Origin of the sequence: Cedecea sp. P7760, assembly GCF_013386425.1 — a bacterium.
Classification (GTDB): domain Bacteria; phylum Pseudomonadota; class Gammaproteobacteria; order Enterobacterales; family Enterobacteriaceae; genus Cedecea; species Cedecea selenatireducens.
Window position 1 is genome coordinate 12,931 of sequence record NZ_JACARU010000021.1, and the last position, 20,108, is coordinate 33,038.

The following is a 20,108-nucleotide window of genomic DNA, read 5'->3' on the forward strand; positions in this document are numbered from 1 at the left end:
CGGTTATTTAATTACTGCTCTTTTTCAGAGCGCTCTTCTTCAGACTCCGGCTCATCTTCTTCATCACCGTTCCGCCCTTTACCGACGTAGAAGCGAGAGAAGAATACGCCAACCTCAAACAGGCAGTACATTGGCACCGCCAGAAGGGTCTGCGAGAAAACGTCCGGCGGCGTCAACAGCATGCCGACGACAAAAGCACCCACCAGAATATAAGGGCGTTTCTGTTTCAGAGACTCCGGCGTCGTCACGCCCATCCAGCACAGCAGGATAATGGCGACGGGCACTTCAAACGCTACGCCAAAGGCCATAAAGAGCGACATTACGAAGTCGAGATACTTCGTGATGTCCGTTGACACCACCACCCCTATTGGCGCGGTTTTCGTCAGGAAGCCAAAGGCAAGCGGGAAGACAACGAAGTAAGCAAACGCAATGCCGATATAAAACAGCAGCGTGCTGGAGAACAGCAGCGGCATCACCATTTTACGTTCATGCTTGTACAGCGCAGGGGCAATAAAGGCCCAAATCTGGTGCAGGATGACCGGGGCTGCCAGGAACACCGAAACGTAAATGGTTAATTTAATCGGGGTAAAGAACGGCGAGGCGACATCGGTCGCAATCATCGTTGACCCCAACGGCATGTGTTTTATCAGCGGCGCAGAGACCACCTGATAAATGTCGTTGGCGAAATAGACCAGCGCCAGGAAAATCACCAGCACGGCGATCATGCTGTTCAGCAGGCGCTTACGCAGCTCAATCAGATGGCTGATGAGCGGTTGGGTATCTTCAACAGCCATGGTTACGATTTTTCACTCGGAGGTTGCGTAGGTGCCGCGACAGGCGTTGCTTCTGGCAGAGGCCTCACCTGCGGCTCGACGGCAGGTTCAGCGACGTGCTCTACAGCCGTTGACGCAGGAGACACCGTCTCTGCCGGTACTGCATCAGGCGCGCTCGCCTGATGCGCTGCACTGGCCGGCGTCACGCCGTCATGACTCTGCTGCTCATCCTTCACCAGCGGGTTATGGATGGTGTGGGCTTCGTCACTGTTCTTTTCAGCATCGTTCTGGGTATAAGAACGCTTCATCGACTCAGCGGCCTGGCGCAGTTCGTCCATTGACGCTTTTAGCTCGGGCGTCAAATTATCCATACTGGCTTTCTCGACCTTTTTCAGGCTGTCCTGCAGCTCCTGCAGCTTCAGTTCCTGAACGAGTTCGTTCTGCACCGTGGTAGCAAGTGAACGCAGCGCGCGCACCCAGCCAACAACTGTTTTTACCGCCACCGGTAAGCGCTGTGGACCCAAAACAATCAGGCCAATCACAAACACCAGCAGCAGTTCGCCAAAACCAATGTCGAACACGGTTTATACCTGCTCTTTATCGTTGCTTTTCGCTTCGTCTTTTTTCACGTCGCTCGGTTTTTCAGAGAGGGATTTCGCTGTGAAATCAGCATCCTTCTCACCCTTTTCTTTCTCTTTGCTGTCGTCGTCGCCCATGGCTTTTTTGAAGCCTTTAATGGAAGCACCGAGATCTGAACCCAAAGAGCCTAGTTTCTTGGTGCCAAACAATAAAACAACGATAACAACAATGATTAGCAATTGTGGCCAACTGATGCCCATACCTACTCCTGACTGAAAGATGTTAAGGCAATGAGAACCGCTATTATACGGCAATCACCCGTTAATTCCGATTAAAGTTCAGGCAGAGCGCCGCCAGCCAATAAGCCAGACAACGATCCCCCCCGCCATCAGCCAGGCAGGCATAAAGTCCCACTCAGGCTTGTTGATCAGCAGCAGCGTGCCGCTCAGAATGAGCGTAGCACCGATACCGAACAGATAGCGCGACTGTCCCTGCCGCACGTGATGAAGTTGCAGGTCGCGCTGAATTTTATCAACGCTATGCTGTAATTGCTTGCCCTGGCGCAAACTGTTGTACACCAGTTCCGGCAACTCCGGCATTTTTTCCACCCAGAAGGGTGCTTTCTCTTTAAAAGCCCGAACCAGAGCAGGAATACCAACCTGATCTTTGATCCAACTTTCCAGGAAAGGTTTCGCCGTTTTCCACAAATCGAGCTGTGGATAGAGCTGTCTACCAACCCCTTCGACGTATAAAAGGGTCTTTTGCAGTAAAACCAGCTGTGGCTGAACTTCCATGTTGAAACGACGCGCGGTGTTGAACAGGTTCAGTAGCACGTGACCAAAAGATATCTCAGCCAGCGGCTTCTCGAAAATAGGCTCGCAGACGGTACGAATAGCAAACTCGAAATCTTCTACGTTTGTGTCCGGCGGTACCCAGCCGGAGTCCACATGCAGCTCGGCAACTTTGCGGTAATCACGGTTGAAGAAGGCGATAAAGTTTTCCGCCAGATAGCGCTTATCGTCTTTGTTCAATGAGCCCACGATGCCGCAGTCAATACCAATGTATTGCGGATCATCCGGATGGTCGTAGCTCACGAAGATATTGCCCGGATGCATGTCCGCATGGAAGAAGCTGTCGCGGAAGACCTGCGTAAAGAAGACCTGCACGCCACGTTCGGCAAGCAGCTTCATGTTGGTGCCCTGAGCCTCAAGCGCAACGGTATCGGAGACCGGAATGCCGTAAATCCGCTCCATCACCATCATGTTTTCGCTGCAGTAGTCCGAATAAACCTCCGGCACATAGAGCATTGGGCTATTTTCGAAGTTACGCCGCAGCTGGATGGCATTCGCCGCTTCACGCAGCAAATTGAGTTCATCTATCAAGGTCTTTTCGTATTCACGCACGACTTCCAGTGGGCGTAAACGGCGGCCATCCGGCAGCAGGCGAGGCACCCAGCGAGCAAGGCGATAGATAAGCTTCATGTCAGCCTTGATAACCGGCAGGATGTCAGGCCGAATCACCTTAATCACGATCTCTTTGCCGTTCTCTTTCAGCCGCGCGGTGTGCACCTGGGCAATAGAGGCTGAGGCCAGAGGTTTGATTTCAAAGTCGTCGAACCAACTTTCAACGGGAAGACCGCCCATCGCCAGCTCAATCTGTTTTTTCGCCAGCGCGCCGTCAAAAGGTGCAACTCTGTCCTGCAGCATCGCCAGTTGGTCGGCAATCACCGGCGGGAACAGATCGCGACGGGTGGAAAGCATCTGGCCGAGCTTGATCCAGACGGGTCCCAGCTCCTGCAGCGCAAGACGAAGACGTTCGCCCAAAGGCTTATCACGATGACGGTTAGGCATCCAGAACAGGCAGCGCCGCCATAAGCGTAGCGGTAGCGTAATGCGCATTTTGGGGATCAGTTCATCGAGACCATAGCTCAGGAAGGTACGGACAATGAAATATAGGCGGCGAATTTCTCCTGGCGTCATTTGCCCTCCAGCTTATCCAGCCGTTCGGAGAGTGAGTCCACCGAGCGGGCCAGCGCTTCGGTTTCCTCTGCGAACCAGGCAACTTCCAGCGAACCCGGCGCAACGCGCCACTCTTCGGTGAGCACTTCGCCGAGGTACTGCTGATTACGAATAAATCCTTTCTGCAGCAGCTTGCCGCCGCGGCGGGCAATTTTACTGATGCCTTCAGAGGCAATATCGCCGATGTAGGGCGCCAGCAGTTCCGCAGGGTCAAACTCCGCGAGATCCATCAGCGATGCCAGATTTTGTACAACCTGAATGTCACCTTCAACCTCCAGCTCACCGCTGCGAATCAGGGCGGTAAGCTGTTGACGATCGCGCAGCTTCGGCAATACGCCAATACGCGTTGTGACCTGGCAATCCGCCTCGCCTTCCCACTGGCTCAGGACATCCAGCTGTTGTTCACTGAACGCCAGCACCAGCGGGGCAGAAAACTCTTTCAGGCTGATGCGCAGCGTCTTGCCCTGCAGGCGCTGGCGCGCAGATTTCAGGCTACGGTCGCGCCAGAGGAAGGTGTTCAGCACACCTTCGATTCCGGCGGTCATAAGCGGCATAAACGGCATCGCGGCTCCCTGGTTAAAATTTATAGCCACGGTGCAGGGCGACAATCCCACCGGTCATATTGTAATAGGTGGTGTTTTCAAAACCTGCTTCTTCCATCATCCCTTTGAGCGTTTCCTGGTCCGGATGCATGCGGATAGATTCTGCCAGGTAGCGGTAGCTTTCGCCATCCTGTGCCACCATCTCACCAATGCGCGGCAGAATGTGGAAGGAGTATGCGTCGTAGGCTTTGTTTAGCGGTTCGAAGGCAGGTTTGGAAAACTCAAGCACCAGCAGGCGGCCACCAGGCTTGAGGACGCGGAACATTGAGCGCAGCGCGGCGTCTTTGTCTGTGACGTTGCGCAGGCCAAATGAAATGGTGATGCAGTCAAAGGTGTTGTCGGGGAACGGCAGCGCTTCGGCGTTGGCCTGCACGTATCTCACGTTCCCAACAATGCCGATGTTGCGTAGCTTTTCGCGCCCCATTTTCAGCATCGAGTCATTGATGTCCGCCAGCACCACTTCACCGGTGTCACCCACCAGGCGAGAGAATTTCGCCGTCAGATCGCCCGTGCCGCCCGCAAGGTCCAGCACGCGCTGGCCGCGACGTACGCCGCTACAGTCAATCGTGTAACGTTTCCACAACCGGTGGATACCAAAAGACATCAGGTCGTTCATTACGTCGTACTTCGCCGCAACAGAGTGGAACACATTCGCCACCATATCGACCTTCTGCTCTTTGGCTACGGTACGGAAGCCAAAGTGCGTTGTTTCCTTGGATCCGGACTCCTGGGATTCATCAACCATCTCAATGCCTGCTTAATCAAGAAAATGTTCGGGAAGTGTAACAGAATGGGCGCGAAAGCCCTATGATTCAACCGTGCGGCTAAACCTTAGCTCAACGCCCTTCTCCTGAGCGTTGTGAAGCAAATTCATCAAATTCGGGCGCTGATTCTGCGCTCTCGTGGCCCAGCCGTGCGGAATCATCTTCATCTTCCTGATGAGCACGTTCGACCAGATCTGGATTAATCTCACGCTTCACTTCTACCCCGAGCCCGCGAAATGCCTCTGCCTGAACCAGGATATTTCCACGCCCCGACGAAAGCTTTTTCATCGCCTGGCGGTAGTTATCTTGTGCCTTATCGAGGCTTTGGCCAATCGCGGACATATCATCCACGAACAGGCGCATTTTGTCGTACAGACGCCCGGCGCGCTCGGCGATTTGCTGGGCGTTACGGCTTTGATGCTCATAGCGCCACAAATTGGCAATGGTACGCAACGCCACCAGCAGCGTCGTCGGGCTGACCAGCATAATGTTGTTTTTCAGCGCTTCGCTAATCAGCTCGGGTTGGCGATCGATCGCCAGCAAGAAGGCGGGTTCAACCGGGATGAACATCAGCACGTAGTCCAGCGAACGCAGCCCCGGGAGTTGCTGGTAATCCTTACGGCCCAGAAGGCGAATATGGCTGCGGATAGCGGCAATATGCTCATTCAGCGCGCTTTCACGCGTGAGTTCATCTTCACCGTTGAAGTAGCGCTCATAAGCCACCAGCGTCATTTTCGCATCGATAACAACGTCTTTGCCCTGCGGCAGGCGAACAATGACGTCCGGCTGCATACGGCTGTTGTTTTCAAGCTGGATGTTCACCTGAGTCTGGTATTCATGACCTTCGCGCAGGCCAGAAGCTTCAAGCACGCGGGTTAACACCACTTCCCCCCAGTTGCCCTGGGTTTTGTTGTCACCCTTCAGCGCTTTGGTGAGGTTCAGCGCCTCTTGCGCCATATGGGCGTTGAGCTGCTGCAGATTGCGGATTTCGTGCGTTAGCGTATGGCGCTCGCGCGCCTCCTGGCCAAAACTCTCCTGGACCTGGCGACGGAAGCCGTCGAGCTGTTCGCGAAGTGGCGAAAGGAGCACATTCAGGCTTTGGCGATTCTGTTCTTCTACCTTGCGCCCGCTCTGCTCAAAAATACGGTTTGCCAGATTCTCAAACTGCTCGTTAAGGCGCTGCTCGCTGTTGAGCATTTGACGGTGCTTATCTTCGGCATTGAGCCGCGTTTGCTCCAGCAGCGTGGTTAATTCACGGATGTCCGCTTCCTGCCCGCTGTTAATTTCCATTTGGGCACGGACTTCACGGTTAAGCTGCTCGCACTCTTCCCGCCAGTGTTGGCTTTGCTGAAGCTCCTGGCGCGCGGCGGCAAGCTCCCCGTAGATTTCACGCTGTTCTTCGTGCAAAGCCGCCAGCCGCTGAGCCGCACGCAGGCTGGCAATAAGCCAACCGGTCACTAAGCCCACCAGCCCAATGCCCAGCCCAAACAATAGTGAAATATCCATGCTTCCCCCAAAACGATACCAACAGCGGCAAGATAAAATTCTGCTGTATAAATGTCCAGATGAAAAGGGATTTTCCGGAAGGCGCTACGCAAAGCATAAAAAAAGCCGGCGAGCGCCGGCTTCGAATTGAAAACAGGGAAAACTACAGCAGGCGACGGGCCGCCTCGACCACGATTTTCACCGCGTGGCTTTCCGTTTTCTTCATGGTTTCCGCGTTAGGGATCTCTTGCTGAGTACGGTTCACGATAACCCCGGCAACCATACCCGCACGCAGGCCCTGGCTGGAGCACATGGTCAACAGCGTGGCGGATTCCATTTCATAGTTCATCACGCCCATCTCCTGCCACTCTTTCATCGAGCCCTTGAAGCGGCTAACGACGCGGCCGGAGAGCGTATCGTAACGCTCCTGCCCCGGGTAGAAGGTGTCTGAAGAGGCGGTTACGCCAATGTGGGTCGTGGCGCCCACGGCTTTTGCCGCTTCAACCAGCGCGGTGGTACAAGCGAAGTCTGCCACAGCCGGATATTCCATTGGCGCAAAGTGCAGGCTGGCCCCGTCAAGACGAACGGATGCGGTAGTCACCAGCACGTCGCCCACGTTGATGTTCGGCTGAATCGCACCGGTAGTCCCGACGCGCAGGAAAGTACGGATGCCAAGCTGCGCCAGTTCTTCAACCGCAATAGAAGTAGAAGGGCCACCGATGCCGGTAGAACAGATGATAACCGGCTTACCGTCCAGCTCAGCACGCCAGGAGGTGAATTCACGATGGGCAGCCAGCTTAACCGGCTTGTCCATCAGCGCGGCGATTTTTTCCACACGCTCAGGATCGCCAGGGACGATGGCGAGCGTAGCCCCTTGCAGGTCATTTTTAGTGAGGCCGAGATGGAAAACATCAGACTTGGACATAACAGACTCCTCTGTTGAGTAGGTTTCAGGAGAAGCAAAGCGACACTTTACAGAACCCCTGAGCATAATTTCGTGATGACGCTCACTTTGAATGAAACAAATTACATTATTTGTATTCACATAAGTGACCAAAGTCACACATACGAATCGATCGGGCTATTTTTTGAACTTCATCTGCGTTTTTTGGCGACCAGATTTGCTACTAATCCTGGCTATAGTTATCACACTGCGCTAATGCTGGTTCGGAGAAAACCATGAAACAAAAGCAAACAACACATAACACACCGGGCGAAGGCTTCGCACCGGCGGCCTCACCCATCGCTTCCACCACCGTGTTAACACCGGACGATGCCATTGTTTCCGGGGAAACGTCCATTCCAAGCCAGGGCGACAATATGCCGGCTTATCACGCGCGGCCTAAAAATGCCGATGGGCCGCTTCCTGTGGTTATCGTCGTTCAGGAGATTTTTGGCGTACATGAACATATCCGCGATCTTTGCCGCCGACTGGCGCTTGAAGGGTATCTGGCCATCGCGCCAGAACTTTACTTTCGCCAGGGCGAACCGGGAGACTTCGCCGATATTCCAACGTTGCTGAGCGGGCTGGTTTCAAAAGTGCCGGACAATCAGGTGCTGGGCGACCTTGACCATGTGGCCAGTTGGGCTTCCCGTAACGGAGGCGACGCGCATCGCCTGATGGTGACCGGTTTTTGCTGGGGCGGGCGCATTGCCTGGCTGTATGCCGCGCACAATCCACAGCTTAAAGCCGCGGTGGCGTGGTACGGCAAGCTGGTAGGAGACAAAACATTAAACTCTCCGCATCATCCCGTAGATATCGCCGTCAACCTTAATGCCCCGGTGCTCGGCCTATATGGCGGCCAGGATACCGGGATTTCTCAGGAAAGCGTCGAGACGATGCGCCAGGCACTGCGAGCGGCAAATGCCAATGCGGAGATCATTGTCTACCCGGAAGCCGGCCATGCTTTTAACGCAGATTACCGCCCGAGTTACCATGAAGAGTCGGCTAAAGACGGCTGGGAAAGGATGCTGGCCTGGTTTAAGCGGTATGGCGTGAGGAAATAGAAAAATGGGGGCCAGTTGCCCCCATTTTGTTTTTAGAACTATGCGCTACGCAGGTTCTGCGCCGCCTGCACCATGTTCGCCAGCGCCGCACGAGTTTCTGGCCATCCGCGCGTTTTCAGGCCGCAGTCCGGATTAACCCACAGGCGCTCTGCCGGTACGGACTCCGCAGCTTTCTTCAGTAACGCTTCAATCCACTCCACATCCGGAACGTTTGGGGAGTGAATGTCATACACGCCCGGCCCGATTTCGTTCGGGTATTCGAACTCTTTGAACGACTCCAGCAGATCCATATCGGAACGAGAGGTCTCGATGGTTATCACGTCTGCATCCAGCGCCGCGATAGAGTCCATGATGTCGTTGAACTCGCAGTAACACATATGGGTATGGATCTGGGTGTCGTCACGCACCACGGCGGCGTTCAGTCGGAAGGCTTCCACGCCCCACGCCAGATAAGCCTGCCAGTCGGACTGACGCAGCGGTAAACCTTCACGCAGAGCGGGCTCATCAATCTGGATGATACCGATACCCGCAGCTTCCAGATCCGCCACTTCATCACGCAGGGCCAGGGCAATCTGCTTCGCGATAGTCTCGCGAGAAACATCTTCGCGCGGGAAGGACCAGCAAAGAATCGTGACCGGGCCGGTCAGCATGCCTTTTACCGGTTTGTAGGTCAGGGACTGCGCGTATTTCGCCCACTCAACGGTGATCGGCTCAGGGCGGCTGATGTCACCGATAACAATCGGCGGCTTAACGCAGCGGGAACCGTAACTCTGCACCCAGCCATTCTGAGTAAACACAAAACCATCCAGATGTTCGCCGAAGTACTCAACCATGTCGTTACGCTCGGCTTCGCCGTGCACCAGCACGTCCAGGCCCAGACGCTCCTGCTCGGCAATCGCCTGTTTAATGTGTTCGGCGATGCCGGTGCGGTAGTTGTTGGCATCCAGCTTCCCTTTCTTGAAGTCCAGGCGCAGGCCACGGATTTCGGTCGTTTGCGGGAAGGAGCCGATGGTCGTCGTTGGCCACGCCGGCAGATTGAAACGTTCACGCTGTGCCGCCGCACGCGCGGTATAGGAACTCTGGCGCTGGCTGTCCTGCGCGGTGATTTTCGCCAGGCGTTCGCCCACTGCGGCATTGTGCACGCGCTTAGACTGACGGCGAGCCTGAATCGGCGCACTCCATTCGGCAATTTTCGCAGTATCGCCGCTGTTCAGCGCTTCGGTCAGTAAGGACAGCTCGGCACACTTCTGCAGGGCAAAGGCAAACCAGCTTTTAACTTCAGCATCCAGACGAGTCTCTACGCTCAGGTCGATTGGGCTGTGCAGCAGGGAGCAGGAAGAGGCAACCCACAGGTCACGTTTACCCACCAGGTCTTTCAGTTGAGCGTATTTCTCCGTCAGGTCGGCACGCCAGACGTTACGGCCGTTGATCACGCCCGCAGACAGCAGCCAGTTTGCAGGCAGCTTCTGATGAATCTCTTTCACATCATCTTTGCCGTGAACAAAGTCTACGTGCAGGCCCTGTACCGGCAGCGCGGTGATGGTATCCAGGTTTGGCCCCACCCCTTCGAAATAGGTAGTTAGCAGCAGCTTAACCTGGCCGGTCAACGCGTCGTAAGCTGGTTTGAACGCATCAAGCCACGCCTTTGGCAGCTCCAGAACCAGCGCAGGCTCGTCGATCTGCACCCATTCAACGCCGCGTTTCGCCAGCTCGGCCAGCACCTGCTGGTAAACCGGCAGAATGTCTTTCAGCAGGCTCAGGCGGTCAAACTGTTCGCCCTTCACTTTGCCCAGCCACAGGTAAGTCACCGGGCCCAGCAGCACGGGTTTCACGTTATGGCCCAGCGCAAGCGCCTCGTCGACTTCTTCCAGCAGCTGAGTCCAGGTCAGTTTGAACTGCTGACCTTTGGTAAATTCCGGCACCATGTAGTGGTAGTTAGTGTTGAACCATTTGGTCATTTCAGCGGCGGCGGCAGGCTCGCCGGTTGGCGCACGACCACGACCAATGCGGAACAGCGTATCGATATCGACGCTGCCGTCTTTGTTCTGATGACGAGCCGGCACGTTACCGAGCAGCAGGCTGGTGGTCAGAACATGGTCGTACCAGGCAAAGTCGCCCACCGGCAGTAATTCAACGCCGGCCTGTTTTTGTTGGTCCCAGTGGCGGGCGCGCAGCTCGCGGCCAACCGCCAGTAATTCTTCACGGGAGGTATTCCCTGCCCAGTAGCTTTCCTGTGCTTTTTTCAACTCGCGCTTAAGGCCGACGCGAGGGAACCCCAGGGTGTGATTATGGATTGTCATGGTCTGTCCTCTATTCGGTGCGATGTATTTAGCCATCCAGATGTTTACACTTCTATAATCCGCAGGTACTGTATATTCCTCAAGCGCAATTTGTTCATGCCGAAGTGAAGGACTTTCATGATCGAGATTAAACACCTGCGGACGCTGCAAGCGTTACGACACAGCGGTTCGCTGGCCGCCGCCGCCGCCGCCCTGCATCAGACCCAGTCGGCCCTCTCCCACCAGTTCAGCGATCTGGAGCAACGGCTTGGCTTCCGCCTGTTTATCCGTAAAAGTCAGCCGCTTCGCTTCACGCCACAGGGGGAGATCCTGCTGCAGCTTGCCGAACAGGTATTACCGCAGATTGGCCGCGCGCTGCAGGCCTGCAATGAGCCGCACCAGACCCGGCTGCGTATTGCGATTGAGTGTCATAGCTGCATTCAGTGGCTGACGCCTGCCCTGGAAACCTTCCGCCAGCACTGGCCGCAGGTGGAGATGGACTTTAAATCCGGCGTTACGTTTGATCCGCAGCCTGCGCTGCAGCAGGGCGAGCTGGATATCGTTCTGACATCAGATATTTTGCCGCGCAGCGGGCTACATTATTCACCGATGTTTGATTTTGAAGTGCGCCTGGTGATGGCGACCGACCACCCACTGGCGAAGAAAGAGAGCATTAAGCCTGATGACCTGGCGCTTGAAACGCTGCTTATCTACCCGGTACAGCGTGAACGCATGGATATCTGGCGTCATTTCCTGCAGCCCGCAGGAGTGAGCCCGTCGCTGAAAAACGTCGATAACACGCTGCTGCTGATTCAGATGGTGTCGGCACGGATGGGGATTGCCGCTCTGCCGCACTGGGTGGTGGAAAGCTTTGAGCACCAGGGCCTGATTGTTACCAGAACCCTGGGCGAAGGTTTATGGAGCCGCCTGTACGCCGCGGTACGTGACGGCGAACAGCGCCAGCCGGTGACCGAAGCGTTTATTCGCTCGACGCGCCAGCATGCCTGCGACCATTTACCGTTTGTGAAGAACGCGGAGCGACCCATCGGCGATGTACCCACAGCGAGGCCATTATCACCGTTCCCCCAATGATAAAGCTCGGCCAGTGGGGCTGCTCCTGCCAGATGGCAAGATTCACCAGCAGCCCGGCCGGGACATGCACGTTGTTCATGATGCCGAGCGTGCCGGCGTCCACCTGAGTTGCGCCGTAGTTCCACATAAAATAACCCAGCCCGGAAGCGACCACGCCAAGCCAGACCAGAATCCCCCACTGTAGCGTGGTGGTGGGCAATTTCTGCGGATTGCCCAGCGCAAACCAGGCAACAACGGCGACGATAAACGCCCCCAGATAGAACCACGAAAACGCGCAGTGCTGCGGCATCGGGTGAGTTTCCATCAGACGCTTGTAGCCCACCATGCCGATGGCAAAGCAGATATTAGCGCCCTGCACCAGCAGCAGGCCTATCCAGAAGTGATCGCTCACTTTGTCGTAGCGAATAATCGCCGCCCCGATAACCGCCAGTCCCGCGCTCAACGCATAGCCCCAGCGCAGTTTATTGCCGCTCAGCAGATCATAGATAAGCGTGACGTACAGCGGCGTCATCACCGTGAAAAGCAGGAATTCGGAAACCGTGAGGTAGAGATAGGCACGGAAGCTGAACAGGTACATCACGCCGAGCTGCAGCGCCCCCACCAGCATATACAGCAGCAGGGTTTTTAGCCGGTATCCCTTGAAGCGCAGGAACGGCAGAAACACCAGCGCGGCCAGGCCGATCCGCATCAGCACCGAGAAATAGCTGTCCACATGCCCGGCAAGGTATTCCCCAATCAGGCTAAAAGAGAAGGCCCACAGAATCGTGGTAATGATGAGTAATGGCACAATGAGCGGTCCGTAACGAACAAGATTGCGCCATTGTACTCAGAGGGCGTTACATCGGCTTAACTATTTAGTTGACGAGTGATTATTAATAAACCACTCGTCATTATGCCTGTTATTCAACCTTGAGGAACAACTTGCGAAGGTAGTGCGGCACGGCGTTATCGCCGTTGGTACCAATCACCTCAAGCTCCGGCAGCAGGTCTTTCAGGCGCTGGTGAGCGTTGCCCATGATGCAGCCCTTACCGGCCATGCTTAGCATTTCTGCGTCGTTCATGCCGTCGCCGAAGGCGATGCACTCTTTCAGGCTGTAGCCCATGGCTTTCGAGACCGCTTCCAGTGCGTGCCCTTTGGACACGCCGCCCGCCATCACTTCCAGGCAGGTAAGCGTGGAGAAGCTCACGTTGACGCGATCCCCCCAGCGGGCGTTGATCGCCTGCTCCAGCGGCAGCAACGTATCGTGATCGTCACAGGTGAAGAACACCTTGCTGACGCCATCCGCTTCAAGCAGGCCTGGCTCAAACAGGGTGTAGCTAAATTTGGCTTCCTGGAAATACTTCATCTCTTCCGGGCGATGGCGGTTCATAAACCACTCGTCGCCCTTATAGACGTTGGTCACGATATCCGGGCTGTTATGCACCACGCCAAACAGATCCTGGGCAATGTCATGGTCGAGATCGTGAGAGAAGAACAGATTGCCGTCGGTATCGTGCACGCGCGCCCCGTTAGAGGTGATCATGTACGCCTTGATCTCAAGGTTATCGCGGATTTGCGCCACGTCGATATGGTGACGACCGGTAGCAAAAACAAAGTTAACGCCTTCGGCTGTGAGCAGTTTTAACGTTTCTTTCGCGTAAGCGGAGAGGAAATGATCGGGAGATAGCAAGGTGCCATCTAAATCTGAAGCAACGACGTGGTACATAGAGATCCTCTAAAGAGATATATTCAATGAATTATGCCGGTCGAAAAATTCAAGCACGGCAGACAATGCTCTGGCTCGCATAGCGTCCTTCTCAAACAGGATCTCGTGATACGCGCCTTCAATGACGTAAGGTGTTTCCCCCTCACAAGGGTGGCCCGCCGCGGCCATAATTTCGCAGAATCGCTGGTGCGCGCGGTTATCAACCACTCGCTCCTCTTCTGCCTGGAGTAAAAAGATCGGCGTGGTGATGGCAGTGGCTCCTGCTAACACCTTTTCTCCGGCGAGGATCCCTTCGCGTACCCAATGGAACGTTGGCCCACCCACCCGCAATGCTGGCTCATCAGCATAAAAACGCAGGCTGCGGCGGTAGCGCTCTTCACTGTGGGTCAAAACGTTAACGCTAAACGGCAACGCGCGCCAGCGGCCTGTCCCTATGGCGTATCCTTCCCGAATACGTGGATGCCCTTCTGCCCAGTCAAGAATGTGGCGCACCATCCATTCCGGCCAGCGCAGCGTAATGCCGAACATCGGCGCGCAAAGCGCAACCGCGTCAAAAGCATCAGGTGCTTGCTGTAGCCATAATGCGGCAATAGCGCCGCCCATCGAATGGGCCAGCAGATAGCGTTTACGCCAGTGCCCCGACGCCACTTCCTGCTGGTAAAAGTGGTCAAAATCTTCGACATAGTCGCTAAAATTGACGACGTGCCCACGGTGAGAATCCGACAGCATCCGCCCTGAACGGCCCTGCCCGCGGTGGTCAATTATCAGGACATCAAACCCGCTATAAAACAGGTCATAGGCCAGCTCAGCATATTTCACGTAGCTTTCTATTCTGCCGGGGCAGACAACAATCACGCGATCGTGCTGCGGCGAACAGAAACGAACGTAGCGAACCGGCACGGCATCCACGCCGGTAAATTCGCGCTCTTCCCGCCTGCGCCAGAAGTCCGTTAGCGGACCCGTGGCAAAAGCAGCAAATGCGCCTTCCCGTTCTAACCATTCATTTTTATGCTGAGACATAGGGGTCGGCATCAGGTATCTGTGGTTTTTTTATGGCCCGTGGCACGCTTATCAACAATAGCGTATTGTGGCATAAAAGTGCGCGTTCAGGGAGTTTCGCATGACCTTCGAGTGGTGGTTTACCTATCTGCTAACCACAATAATTCTTAGCCTTTCACCCGGGTCCGGAGCCATTAATACCATGACCACCGCCATTAGCCACGGCTATCGCGGCGCGGCGGCTTCGATTACCGGGCTGCAAACCGGGCTGGCGCTGCATATTGTGCTGGTCGGCGTTGGCCTTGGGGCACTGTTCTCGCGTTCGCTGCTGGCCTTCGAAGTGCTGAAATGGGCGGGTGTCGCCTATCTTATCTGGCTGGGGATCCAGCAATGGAGAGCGGCCGGAGCGCTGGATTTGAATACTCTGGCAACCACCCAACCGCGCAGTAAACTGTTTAAGCGGGCGGTGTTCGTCAACCTGACCAACCCCAAGAGCATCGTGTTTCTCGCCGCCCTGTTCCCGCAGTTTATTGTGCCTCACCAGCCTCAGGCGATGCAGTACGTGGTGCTCGGCGTAACAACGGTGGTGGTGGATATCATCGTGATGATTGGCTATGCAACTCTGGCAAAACGCATTGCCGCCTGGATTAAGGGGCCGCGCCAGATGAAGGCGTTGAACCGGGTCTTCGGTTCGCTGTTTATGCTGGTTGGCGCGCTACTTGCCGGAGCGCGCCAGGCCTGATTATCGGGAGATAATCAGGTGAATACCAAAACCGGTGAACAGAGCGCCCGCCATACCGTCGATCCATTTGGCGAGGCGCTGATAGCCGCGACGCATTTTCGGTAAAGCAAACAGGCTCGCCACAATCGTGAACCAGGCGAAAGTTTCAATCGCAATCAGCACAAACAGGCCCCAGCGCTCAGCGCTGCCCACGTCGTCGCCAACAAACAGCGAGAACACGCTGCCGAAGTAGATAATCGCTTTCGGGTTTGCCAGGTTCGTCAACAGCCCTTTCACAAAGCTCTTCCCGCCGCTCGCCAGCTCAACTTTCGGGGCTTCTTCGCCTTTAGCTTCTTTCTTGAATGCGCCGCGCAGCATCTGATAGCCCATCCAGCACAGATACAGGCCGCCGCCGACCATAATGATGTTATGCAGCCAGGCCATTTTTTCGAGGATCAGGTGCAGGCCAAGCAGCGCTACGCCCGCCCAAACCATAACGCCAGCGGTAATGCCCAACACGCCCATCATCGCCTCTTTACGAGAGCGGCTTACGGCTGTCTGGGAAACAAAGAAAAAGTCAGGACCCGGGCTCATCAGGGCAACGATGTGCACCAGCGCCACGGTCAGGAATAGCATTAACATAGGGAATAGCTCGCGTGCAGATAATTTGAAGAGTCATTATCCTGCCACTTTTCATCGCGGCAGGCTACTCTTCATCCACACCGTCGACATGGTCGCGAATCATCGTCATGAACGGGCGGCCAAACCGCTCCAGCTTGCGCGTGCCCACGCCGTTAATCCCCAGCATTTCACCCGGCGACAGCGGCATCTGCTCGGCCATTTCAATCAGCGTGGCATCGTTGAACACCACGTAAGGTGGAATATTTTCTTCGTCAGCGATGGACTTGCGCAGCTTCCTGAGTTTGGCGAACAGTTTGCGATCGTAATTGCCGCCAAAAACTTTCTGGCTGGCGCGCGGCTTAATAGCCACGACGCGCGGTACCGCCAGCATGAGCGGCTCTTCGCCACGCAGATAAGGACGCGCCGCTTCCGTAAGCTGGAGGGCCGAGTGTGCGGCAATATTTTGCGTCACCACGCCAAGGTGAATGAGCTGGCGAATCACGCTGACCCAATGCTCGGTGGTGTGCTCGCGGCCTTCACCGTAAATCTTCAGCTTGTCATGGCCGAGGTCGCGAATACGCTGATTATTAGAACCGCGCAGCACTTCAACCACGTAGCCCATACCAAAACGCTGGCCGACGCGGTAAATGCAGGAAAGTGCTTTTTGTGCATCCATCAACCCGTCATAGCGACGAGGCGGATCGAGACAAATATCGCAGTTGCCGCATGCCTGCTGCCGGCCTTCGCCGAAATAGTTGAGCAGCACCAGGCGGCGGCAGGTTTGCGCTTCGGCAAACGCTCCCATGGCATTGAGCTTGTGGCGCTCGATGTCCTGCAGTTGCCCCGGCGCTTTCTCTTCGAGGCATTTGCGGAGCCAGGCCATATCCGCCGGATCGTAAAACAGCATCGCTTCTGCAGGCAGGCCGTCGCGCCCGGCACGGCCGGTTTCCTGGTAATAAGATTCGATGTTGCGCGGGATATCGAAGTGGGCGACAAAACGCACGTTCGGCTTGTTAATACCCATGCCAAACGCGACGGTTGCCACCACAATTTGCAGGTCATCGCGCTGGAATTTTTCCTGTACGTCACCGCGCACCTGATGCTCCAGGCCCGCGTGGTAAGCGCCGGCGCTGATGCCTTTGCTTTGCAGGCGGGCGGCGATGTCTTCAACCTTTGCCCGGCTGTTGCAGTAGATAATCCCGGATTTACCGCGCTGTTCCTGAATGTAGCGGGTGAGCTGATCGAGCGGCTTAAACTTCTCCATCAGCATGTAGCGAATATTCGGCCGGTCAAAACTGCTGATTTGTATAAACGGATCGTTAAGCCCCAGCAGGCGAACAATATCAAGCCGCGTGGTGTCGTCAGCCGTTGCCGTTAATGCCACAAAGGGGACGGCAGGCAGCCGTTCGCGAAGCTGGCCAAGAGCGGCATATTCCGGGCGGAAATCATGCCCCCACTGCGAAATACAGTGCGCTTCATCCACCGCAACCATAGAAAGCTGCCAGTGGCTGAGATGGTCGATGAAGTTATCCATCATCAGGCGTTCAGGCGCGATATACAGCAGGCGGATTTGCCCGGTACGGCAGCCGGTCATCACTTCCATCTGCTGTTCGCGAGTCTGGGTCGAGTTAAGGCAGGCGGCAGCCACGCCGTTCGCCAGCAGCTGATCCACCTGGTCTTTCATCAGGGATATCAGCGGGGAGACCACCACGGTCAGGCCGCCGAACACCAGCGCAGGAATTTGATAACACAGCGATTTACCACCGCCTGTCGGCATCACCACCAGGCAGTCACGCCCCTCCAGCACCGTATCGATGATGGTTTCCTGGCCCGGACGGAACTGTTGGTACCCGAAGGTTTCCTGCAGAACCTGCCTCGCCAGCGACGCCTGATTGATTACTTCCGCCTGTGCCACGCTATCCCCACTACCTAAAATTCAGGCGCCATTTTCAGCGCCTGGAAGAGAAACTGCAATGCTTTAGAAAAGATCGTTTAGCATAACGCCTACGCCAACTCGTGTCTGGTTAAAGTTGTAATCGATGAGCGATTCGCCGTAGCCGCTGTAGACCTGGGTGTAGAAGCGAACGTTTTTCGAGATCGGATAGCTCACGCCAAACTCTGCCCCGCCGTAGCCGCTGTTCCAGTTATACTGCCCCTTCACGCTGAATATCGCCTCGCCCAGCGAGTAGCCTACTTTGAGCTGGTAATAGCCCATGTATTTGGCGATATCCGGGTTATCTTCAACGCTCCCAACCACATACCAGGGTTTCACCTCAACCTGCCAGTTTCCGTTCTGCGCCATCAGGCGGGTGTAAAGGCGGTTCCAGCCGCGAGAAGTCGGGTCAGAGCGACCATTCGAATCATGGTTATAGCCAAACTCGACGTCCCTTAGCGTCCAGCCAGCAAACGTGGTGTCCGTTGCAAAGCCGAGGAACAGCTGAGGCTCATAGTTGGTTTCACGAAACGGTGAGGATTCATTGCGATTAGAAAGTTGCCACCAGGATTTCTGGGTGTAGGAAGCGCCCAGCACCGAGTTATCCCCCAGAATGCCGCGCCACAGCGGGAACGCCAGGCTTAGCTGGAACTTCACTTCATCTTTGCGGGCATTGTGCGCCCAGTCATAAGAGCTAATCGCCTCTTTGTTCATATCGCTGGTCCAGGTGTACAACAGGTAGTTTGTGTCGTACGGGTACAGCGTGAACGGGTTGTCATGTTCCTGCAGCAGGTTGGCAATAATACTGCCGTGCACGGCCGGCTTGTCGTGGATCTTATCGATAGTCGCTTCTTGTGCGAAGGCGGTCAAAGGCAGCATCGCAGCCATTCCCCACCCCAGAGGTTTCAGCATTGGTCCCGTTCTCCATAACAAAATAAGTTTCAAAATATTTATCGCCGATCATTCTACAGCGGGATGCCCTAAAGCGCGTCCCTTCGGTTCCTAAAGTGGAAAGCAACAATTGAGAAGCATAAACTACACATCTTGTTAACTTATCCGTTATTTGTTCGAGGAATGAACCATGTCTTCCCCTGTTCTGACCACAGAAGCCGCCCTCAAGCTGGTGGGCGAAATCTTCGTGTATCACATGCCTTTTAACCGTGCCCTAGGCCTGGAACTGGACCGATACGACAAAGCCTTTGCCCAGCTGAGCTTTAATAATCAGCCAATGATGGTGGGAAACTGGGCACAAAGTATTTTGCATGGCGGCGTTATCGCCTCCGCGCTGGACGTTGCGGCAGGCCTGGTCTGCGTGGGCAGCACGCTGACGCGCCATGACACCATCACCGAAGACGAGCTGCGCCAGCGCCTGTCAAAAATGGGCACCATCGATTTGCGCGTTGATTATCTGCGTCCCGGTCGAGGAGAACGCTTCACGGCCAGCAGCAGCCTCCTGCGTGCCGGGAATAAAGTCGCGGTGGCTCGCGTGGAGCTGCATAACCAGGATCAGCTGCACATCGCCAGCGCGACGGCTACCTACATGGTAGGGTAAGGATGTAAACCCTGTTATTATTTGCTCACTATTTTTTTGCTGAGTTTTCTTCATGGATCCGAAACAGACGCGTCAGGGAGTCATGCTTGCCCTGACGGCCTACTTTATCTGGGGCATCGCGCCGGTATATTTCAAACTTATTCACTACGTACCGGCCACCGAAATCCTGACCCACCGCGTTATCTGGTCGTTCTTCTTTATGCTGGCGCTGATCACCGTCTGCCGCCAGTGGCCGCAGGTCAAACGTTCCTGCCAGAACCGTAAAAAAATCCTCGCGCTGGCGTTAAGCGCCGTGCTGATTGGCGGTAACTGGCTGCTTTATATCTGGGCAGTAAATAATCACCACATGCTGGAAGCCAGCCTGGGCTACTTCATCAACCCTCTGGTCAACGTTGTGCTGGGCATGCTGTTTTTAGCCGAGCGCTTCCGCCGTATGCAGTGGGTTGCCGTATTGCTGGCGGCCTGCGGCGTGCTGGTGCAGCTGTGGACTTTTGGCTCGCTGCCGATAATCGGCCTGGGCCTCGCCTTCAGCTTTGCTTTCTACGGTCTGATCCGCAAAAAAATTGCCGTAGATGCACAGACCGGAATGCTGTTTGAAACGCTGTGGCTGCTGCCGATTGCGGCCATTTACCTGTTTGGCATCGCCAATAGCGCCACCAGCCATATGGGCATGAACCCGTGGTCGCTGAACCTGATGCTTATCGCTGCAGGCGTGATTACCACCGTGCCGCTGCTCTGTTTTACGGCCGCCGCGACGCGTCTGCGCCTGTCAACGCTGGGTTTCTTCCAGTATCTGGGGCCAACGCTGATGTTCCTGCTGGCGGTGACGTTCTATGACGAAGTGGTGAGCGAAGATAAGCTGATCACTTTTGGCTTTATCTGGGCGGCGCTGGCGCTGTTTATCGCCGACGCGATTTACACTCAGCGGCGCACCAAAGCCCTGTCGGCGAAGTAGACGTAAAAAAGGAGCCTTTCGG

General features: G+C 55.5%; 20 protein-coding genes. 5 read left to right on the top strand and 15 right to left on the bottom strand.

Going from position 1 to position 20,108, the window contains the following annotated elements:
* Positions 1-11 precede the first annotated feature (11 nt).
* The 8 genes from tatC to udp form a co-directional block, all read right to left on the bottom strand.
* Entirely contained in the window at positions 12-794 is a 783-nt protein-coding gene (gene tatC / locus HX778_RS08540; protein WP_038476825.1) for a Sec-independent protein translocase subunit TatC, read from the bottom strand.
* Between the two features lie 2 nt (positions 795-796).
* Positions 797-1,354, bottom strand: a complete 558-nt coding sequence (tatB, locus tag HX778_RS08545; protein ID WP_038476827.1) for a Sec-independent protein translocase protein TatB — start codon at positions 1,352-1,354, stop codon at positions 797-799.
* 3 nt (positions 1,355-1,357) lie between these two features.
* A complete protein-coding gene (gene tatA / locus HX778_RS08550; protein WP_038476829.1) occupies positions 1,358-1,612 on the bottom strand; it encodes a twin-arginine translocase TatA/TatE family subunit in 255 nt (84 codons plus the stop codon).
* 78 nt (positions 1,613-1,690) lie between these two features.
* The gene (gene ubiB, locus HX778_RS08555) at positions 1,691-3,331 is read right to left on the bottom strand and encodes a ubiquinone biosynthesis regulatory protein kinase UbiB (protein ID WP_038476831.1); all 1,641 of its coding nucleotides are present in this window, start codon (positions 3,329-3,331) and stop codon (positions 1,691-1,693) included.
* Positions 3,328-3,933 (bottom strand): SCP2 domain-containing protein, encoded by a 606-nt coding sequence (locus tag HX778_RS08560; RefSeq protein WP_038476833.1) that lies wholly within the window; start codon positions 3,931-3,933, stop codon positions 3,328-3,330. Before HX778_RS08560 ends, ubiB begins: the two co-directional genes overlap by 4 nt.
* A gap of 13 nt (positions 3,934-3,946) precedes the next feature.
* On the bottom strand, positions 3,947-4,717 hold the full coding sequence (gene ubiE, locus HX778_RS08565; RefSeq protein WP_038476835.1) for a bifunctional demethylmenaquinone methyltransferase/2-methoxy-6-polyprenyl-1,4-benzoquinol methylase UbiE: 771 nt from the start codon (positions 4,715-4,717) through the stop codon (positions 3,947-3,949).
* 91 nt (positions 4,718-4,808) lie between these two features.
* Entirely contained in the window at positions 4,809-6,242 is a 1,434-nt protein-coding gene (gene rmuC / locus HX778_RS08570) for a DNA recombination protein RmuC (RefSeq protein WP_176981782.1), read from the bottom strand.
* A gap of 142 nt (positions 6,243-6,384) precedes the next feature.
* Entirely contained in the window at positions 6,385-7,146 is a 762-nt protein-coding gene (gene udp, locus HX778_RS08575) for a uridine phosphorylase (protein ID WP_038476839.1), read from the bottom strand.
* 254 nt (positions 7,147-7,400) lie between these two features.
* Between udp and HX778_RS08580 the strand changes: the two genes are divergently transcribed.
* Positions 7,401-8,228, top strand: a complete 828-nt coding sequence (locus tag HX778_RS08580) for a dienelactone hydrolase family protein (RefSeq protein WP_176981783.1) — start codon at positions 7,401-7,403, stop codon at positions 8,226-8,228.
* A 38-nt stretch (positions 8,229-8,266) separates the two neighbouring features.
* Here HX778_RS08580 and metE read toward each other — a convergent pair whose 3' ends face one another.
* Entirely contained in the window at positions 8,267-10,528 is a 2,262-nt protein-coding gene (gene metE, locus HX778_RS08585) for a 5-methyltetrahydropteroyltriglutamate--homocysteine S-methyltransferase (RefSeq protein WP_176981784.1), read from the bottom strand.
* Positions 10,529-10,645: 117 nt separating this feature from the next.
* Between metE and metR the strand changes: the two genes are divergently transcribed.
* Entirely contained in the window at positions 10,646-11,599 is a 954-nt protein-coding gene (gene metR / locus HX778_RS08590; RefSeq protein WP_038476846.1) for an HTH-type transcriptional regulator MetR, read from the top strand.
* Here metR and HX778_RS08595 read toward each other — a convergent pair.
* From HX778_RS08595 to pldB, 3 genes are all read right to left on the bottom strand, one after another.
* Positions 11,487-12,386 (bottom strand): carboxylate/amino acid/amine transporter, encoded by a 900-nt coding sequence (locus HX778_RS08595; protein ID WP_071842955.1) that lies wholly within the window; start codon positions 12,384-12,386, stop codon positions 11,487-11,489. The genes metR and HX778_RS08595 overlap by 113 nt on opposite strands.
* A gap of 112 nt (positions 12,387-12,498) precedes the next feature.
* Complete coding sequence (yigL, locus tag HX778_RS08600; protein ID WP_176981785.1) at positions 12,499-13,305, bottom strand: sugar/pyridoxal phosphate phosphatase YigL; 807 nt, start codon at positions 13,303-13,305, stop codon at positions 12,499-12,501.
* A gap of 9 nt (positions 13,306-13,314) precedes the next feature.
* On the bottom strand, positions 13,315-14,325 hold the full coding sequence (pldB, locus tag HX778_RS08605) for a lysophospholipase L2 (protein ID WP_038483031.1): 1,011 nt from the start codon (positions 14,323-14,325) through the stop codon (positions 13,315-13,317).
* A gap of 100 nt (positions 14,326-14,425) precedes the next feature.
* Between pldB and rhtB the strand changes: the two genes are divergently transcribed.
* The gene (gene rhtB, locus HX778_RS08610) at positions 14,426-15,046 is read left to right on the top strand and encodes a homoserine/homoserine lactone efflux protein (RefSeq protein WP_008455495.1); all 621 of its coding nucleotides are present in this window, start codon (positions 14,426-14,428) and stop codon (positions 15,044-15,046) included.
* Here the strand turns inward: rhtB and rhtC are convergent, their stop codons facing one another.
* The 3 genes from rhtC to pldA form a co-directional block, all read right to left on the bottom strand.
* Entirely contained in the window at positions 15,047-15,667 is a 621-nt protein-coding gene (gene rhtC, locus HX778_RS08615; protein ID WP_038476855.1) for a threonine export protein RhtC, read from the bottom strand.
* Between the two features lie 64 nt (positions 15,668-15,731).
* Positions 15,732-17,561 (bottom strand): ATP-dependent DNA helicase RecQ, encoded by a 1,830-nt coding sequence (gene recQ, locus HX778_RS08620; RefSeq protein ID WP_176981786.1) that lies wholly within the window; start codon positions 17,559-17,561, stop codon positions 15,732-15,734.
* A gap of 63 nt (positions 17,562-17,624) precedes the next feature.
* On the bottom strand, positions 17,625-18,491 hold the full coding sequence (gene pldA / locus HX778_RS08625; RefSeq protein ID WP_176981787.1) for a phospholipase A: 867 nt from the start codon (positions 18,489-18,491) through the stop codon (positions 17,625-17,627).
* A gap of 169 nt (positions 18,492-18,660) precedes the next feature.
* On the opposite strand from pldA, the gene yigI reads away from it, so the two are divergent.
* Together yigI and rarD are read left to right on the top strand one after the other, a co-directional pair.
* Positions 18,661-19,131 (top strand): acyl-CoA thioesterase YigI, encoded by a 471-nt coding sequence (yigI, locus tag HX778_RS08630; protein WP_038476864.1) that lies wholly within the window; start codon positions 18,661-18,663, stop codon positions 19,129-19,131.
* Between the two features lie 52 nt (positions 19,132-19,183).
* Complete coding sequence (gene rarD, locus HX778_RS08635; protein WP_038476867.1) at positions 19,184-20,086, top strand: EamA family transporter RarD; 903 nt, start codon at positions 19,184-19,186, stop codon at positions 20,084-20,086.
* Positions 20,087-20,108: the final 22 nt, after the last annotated feature.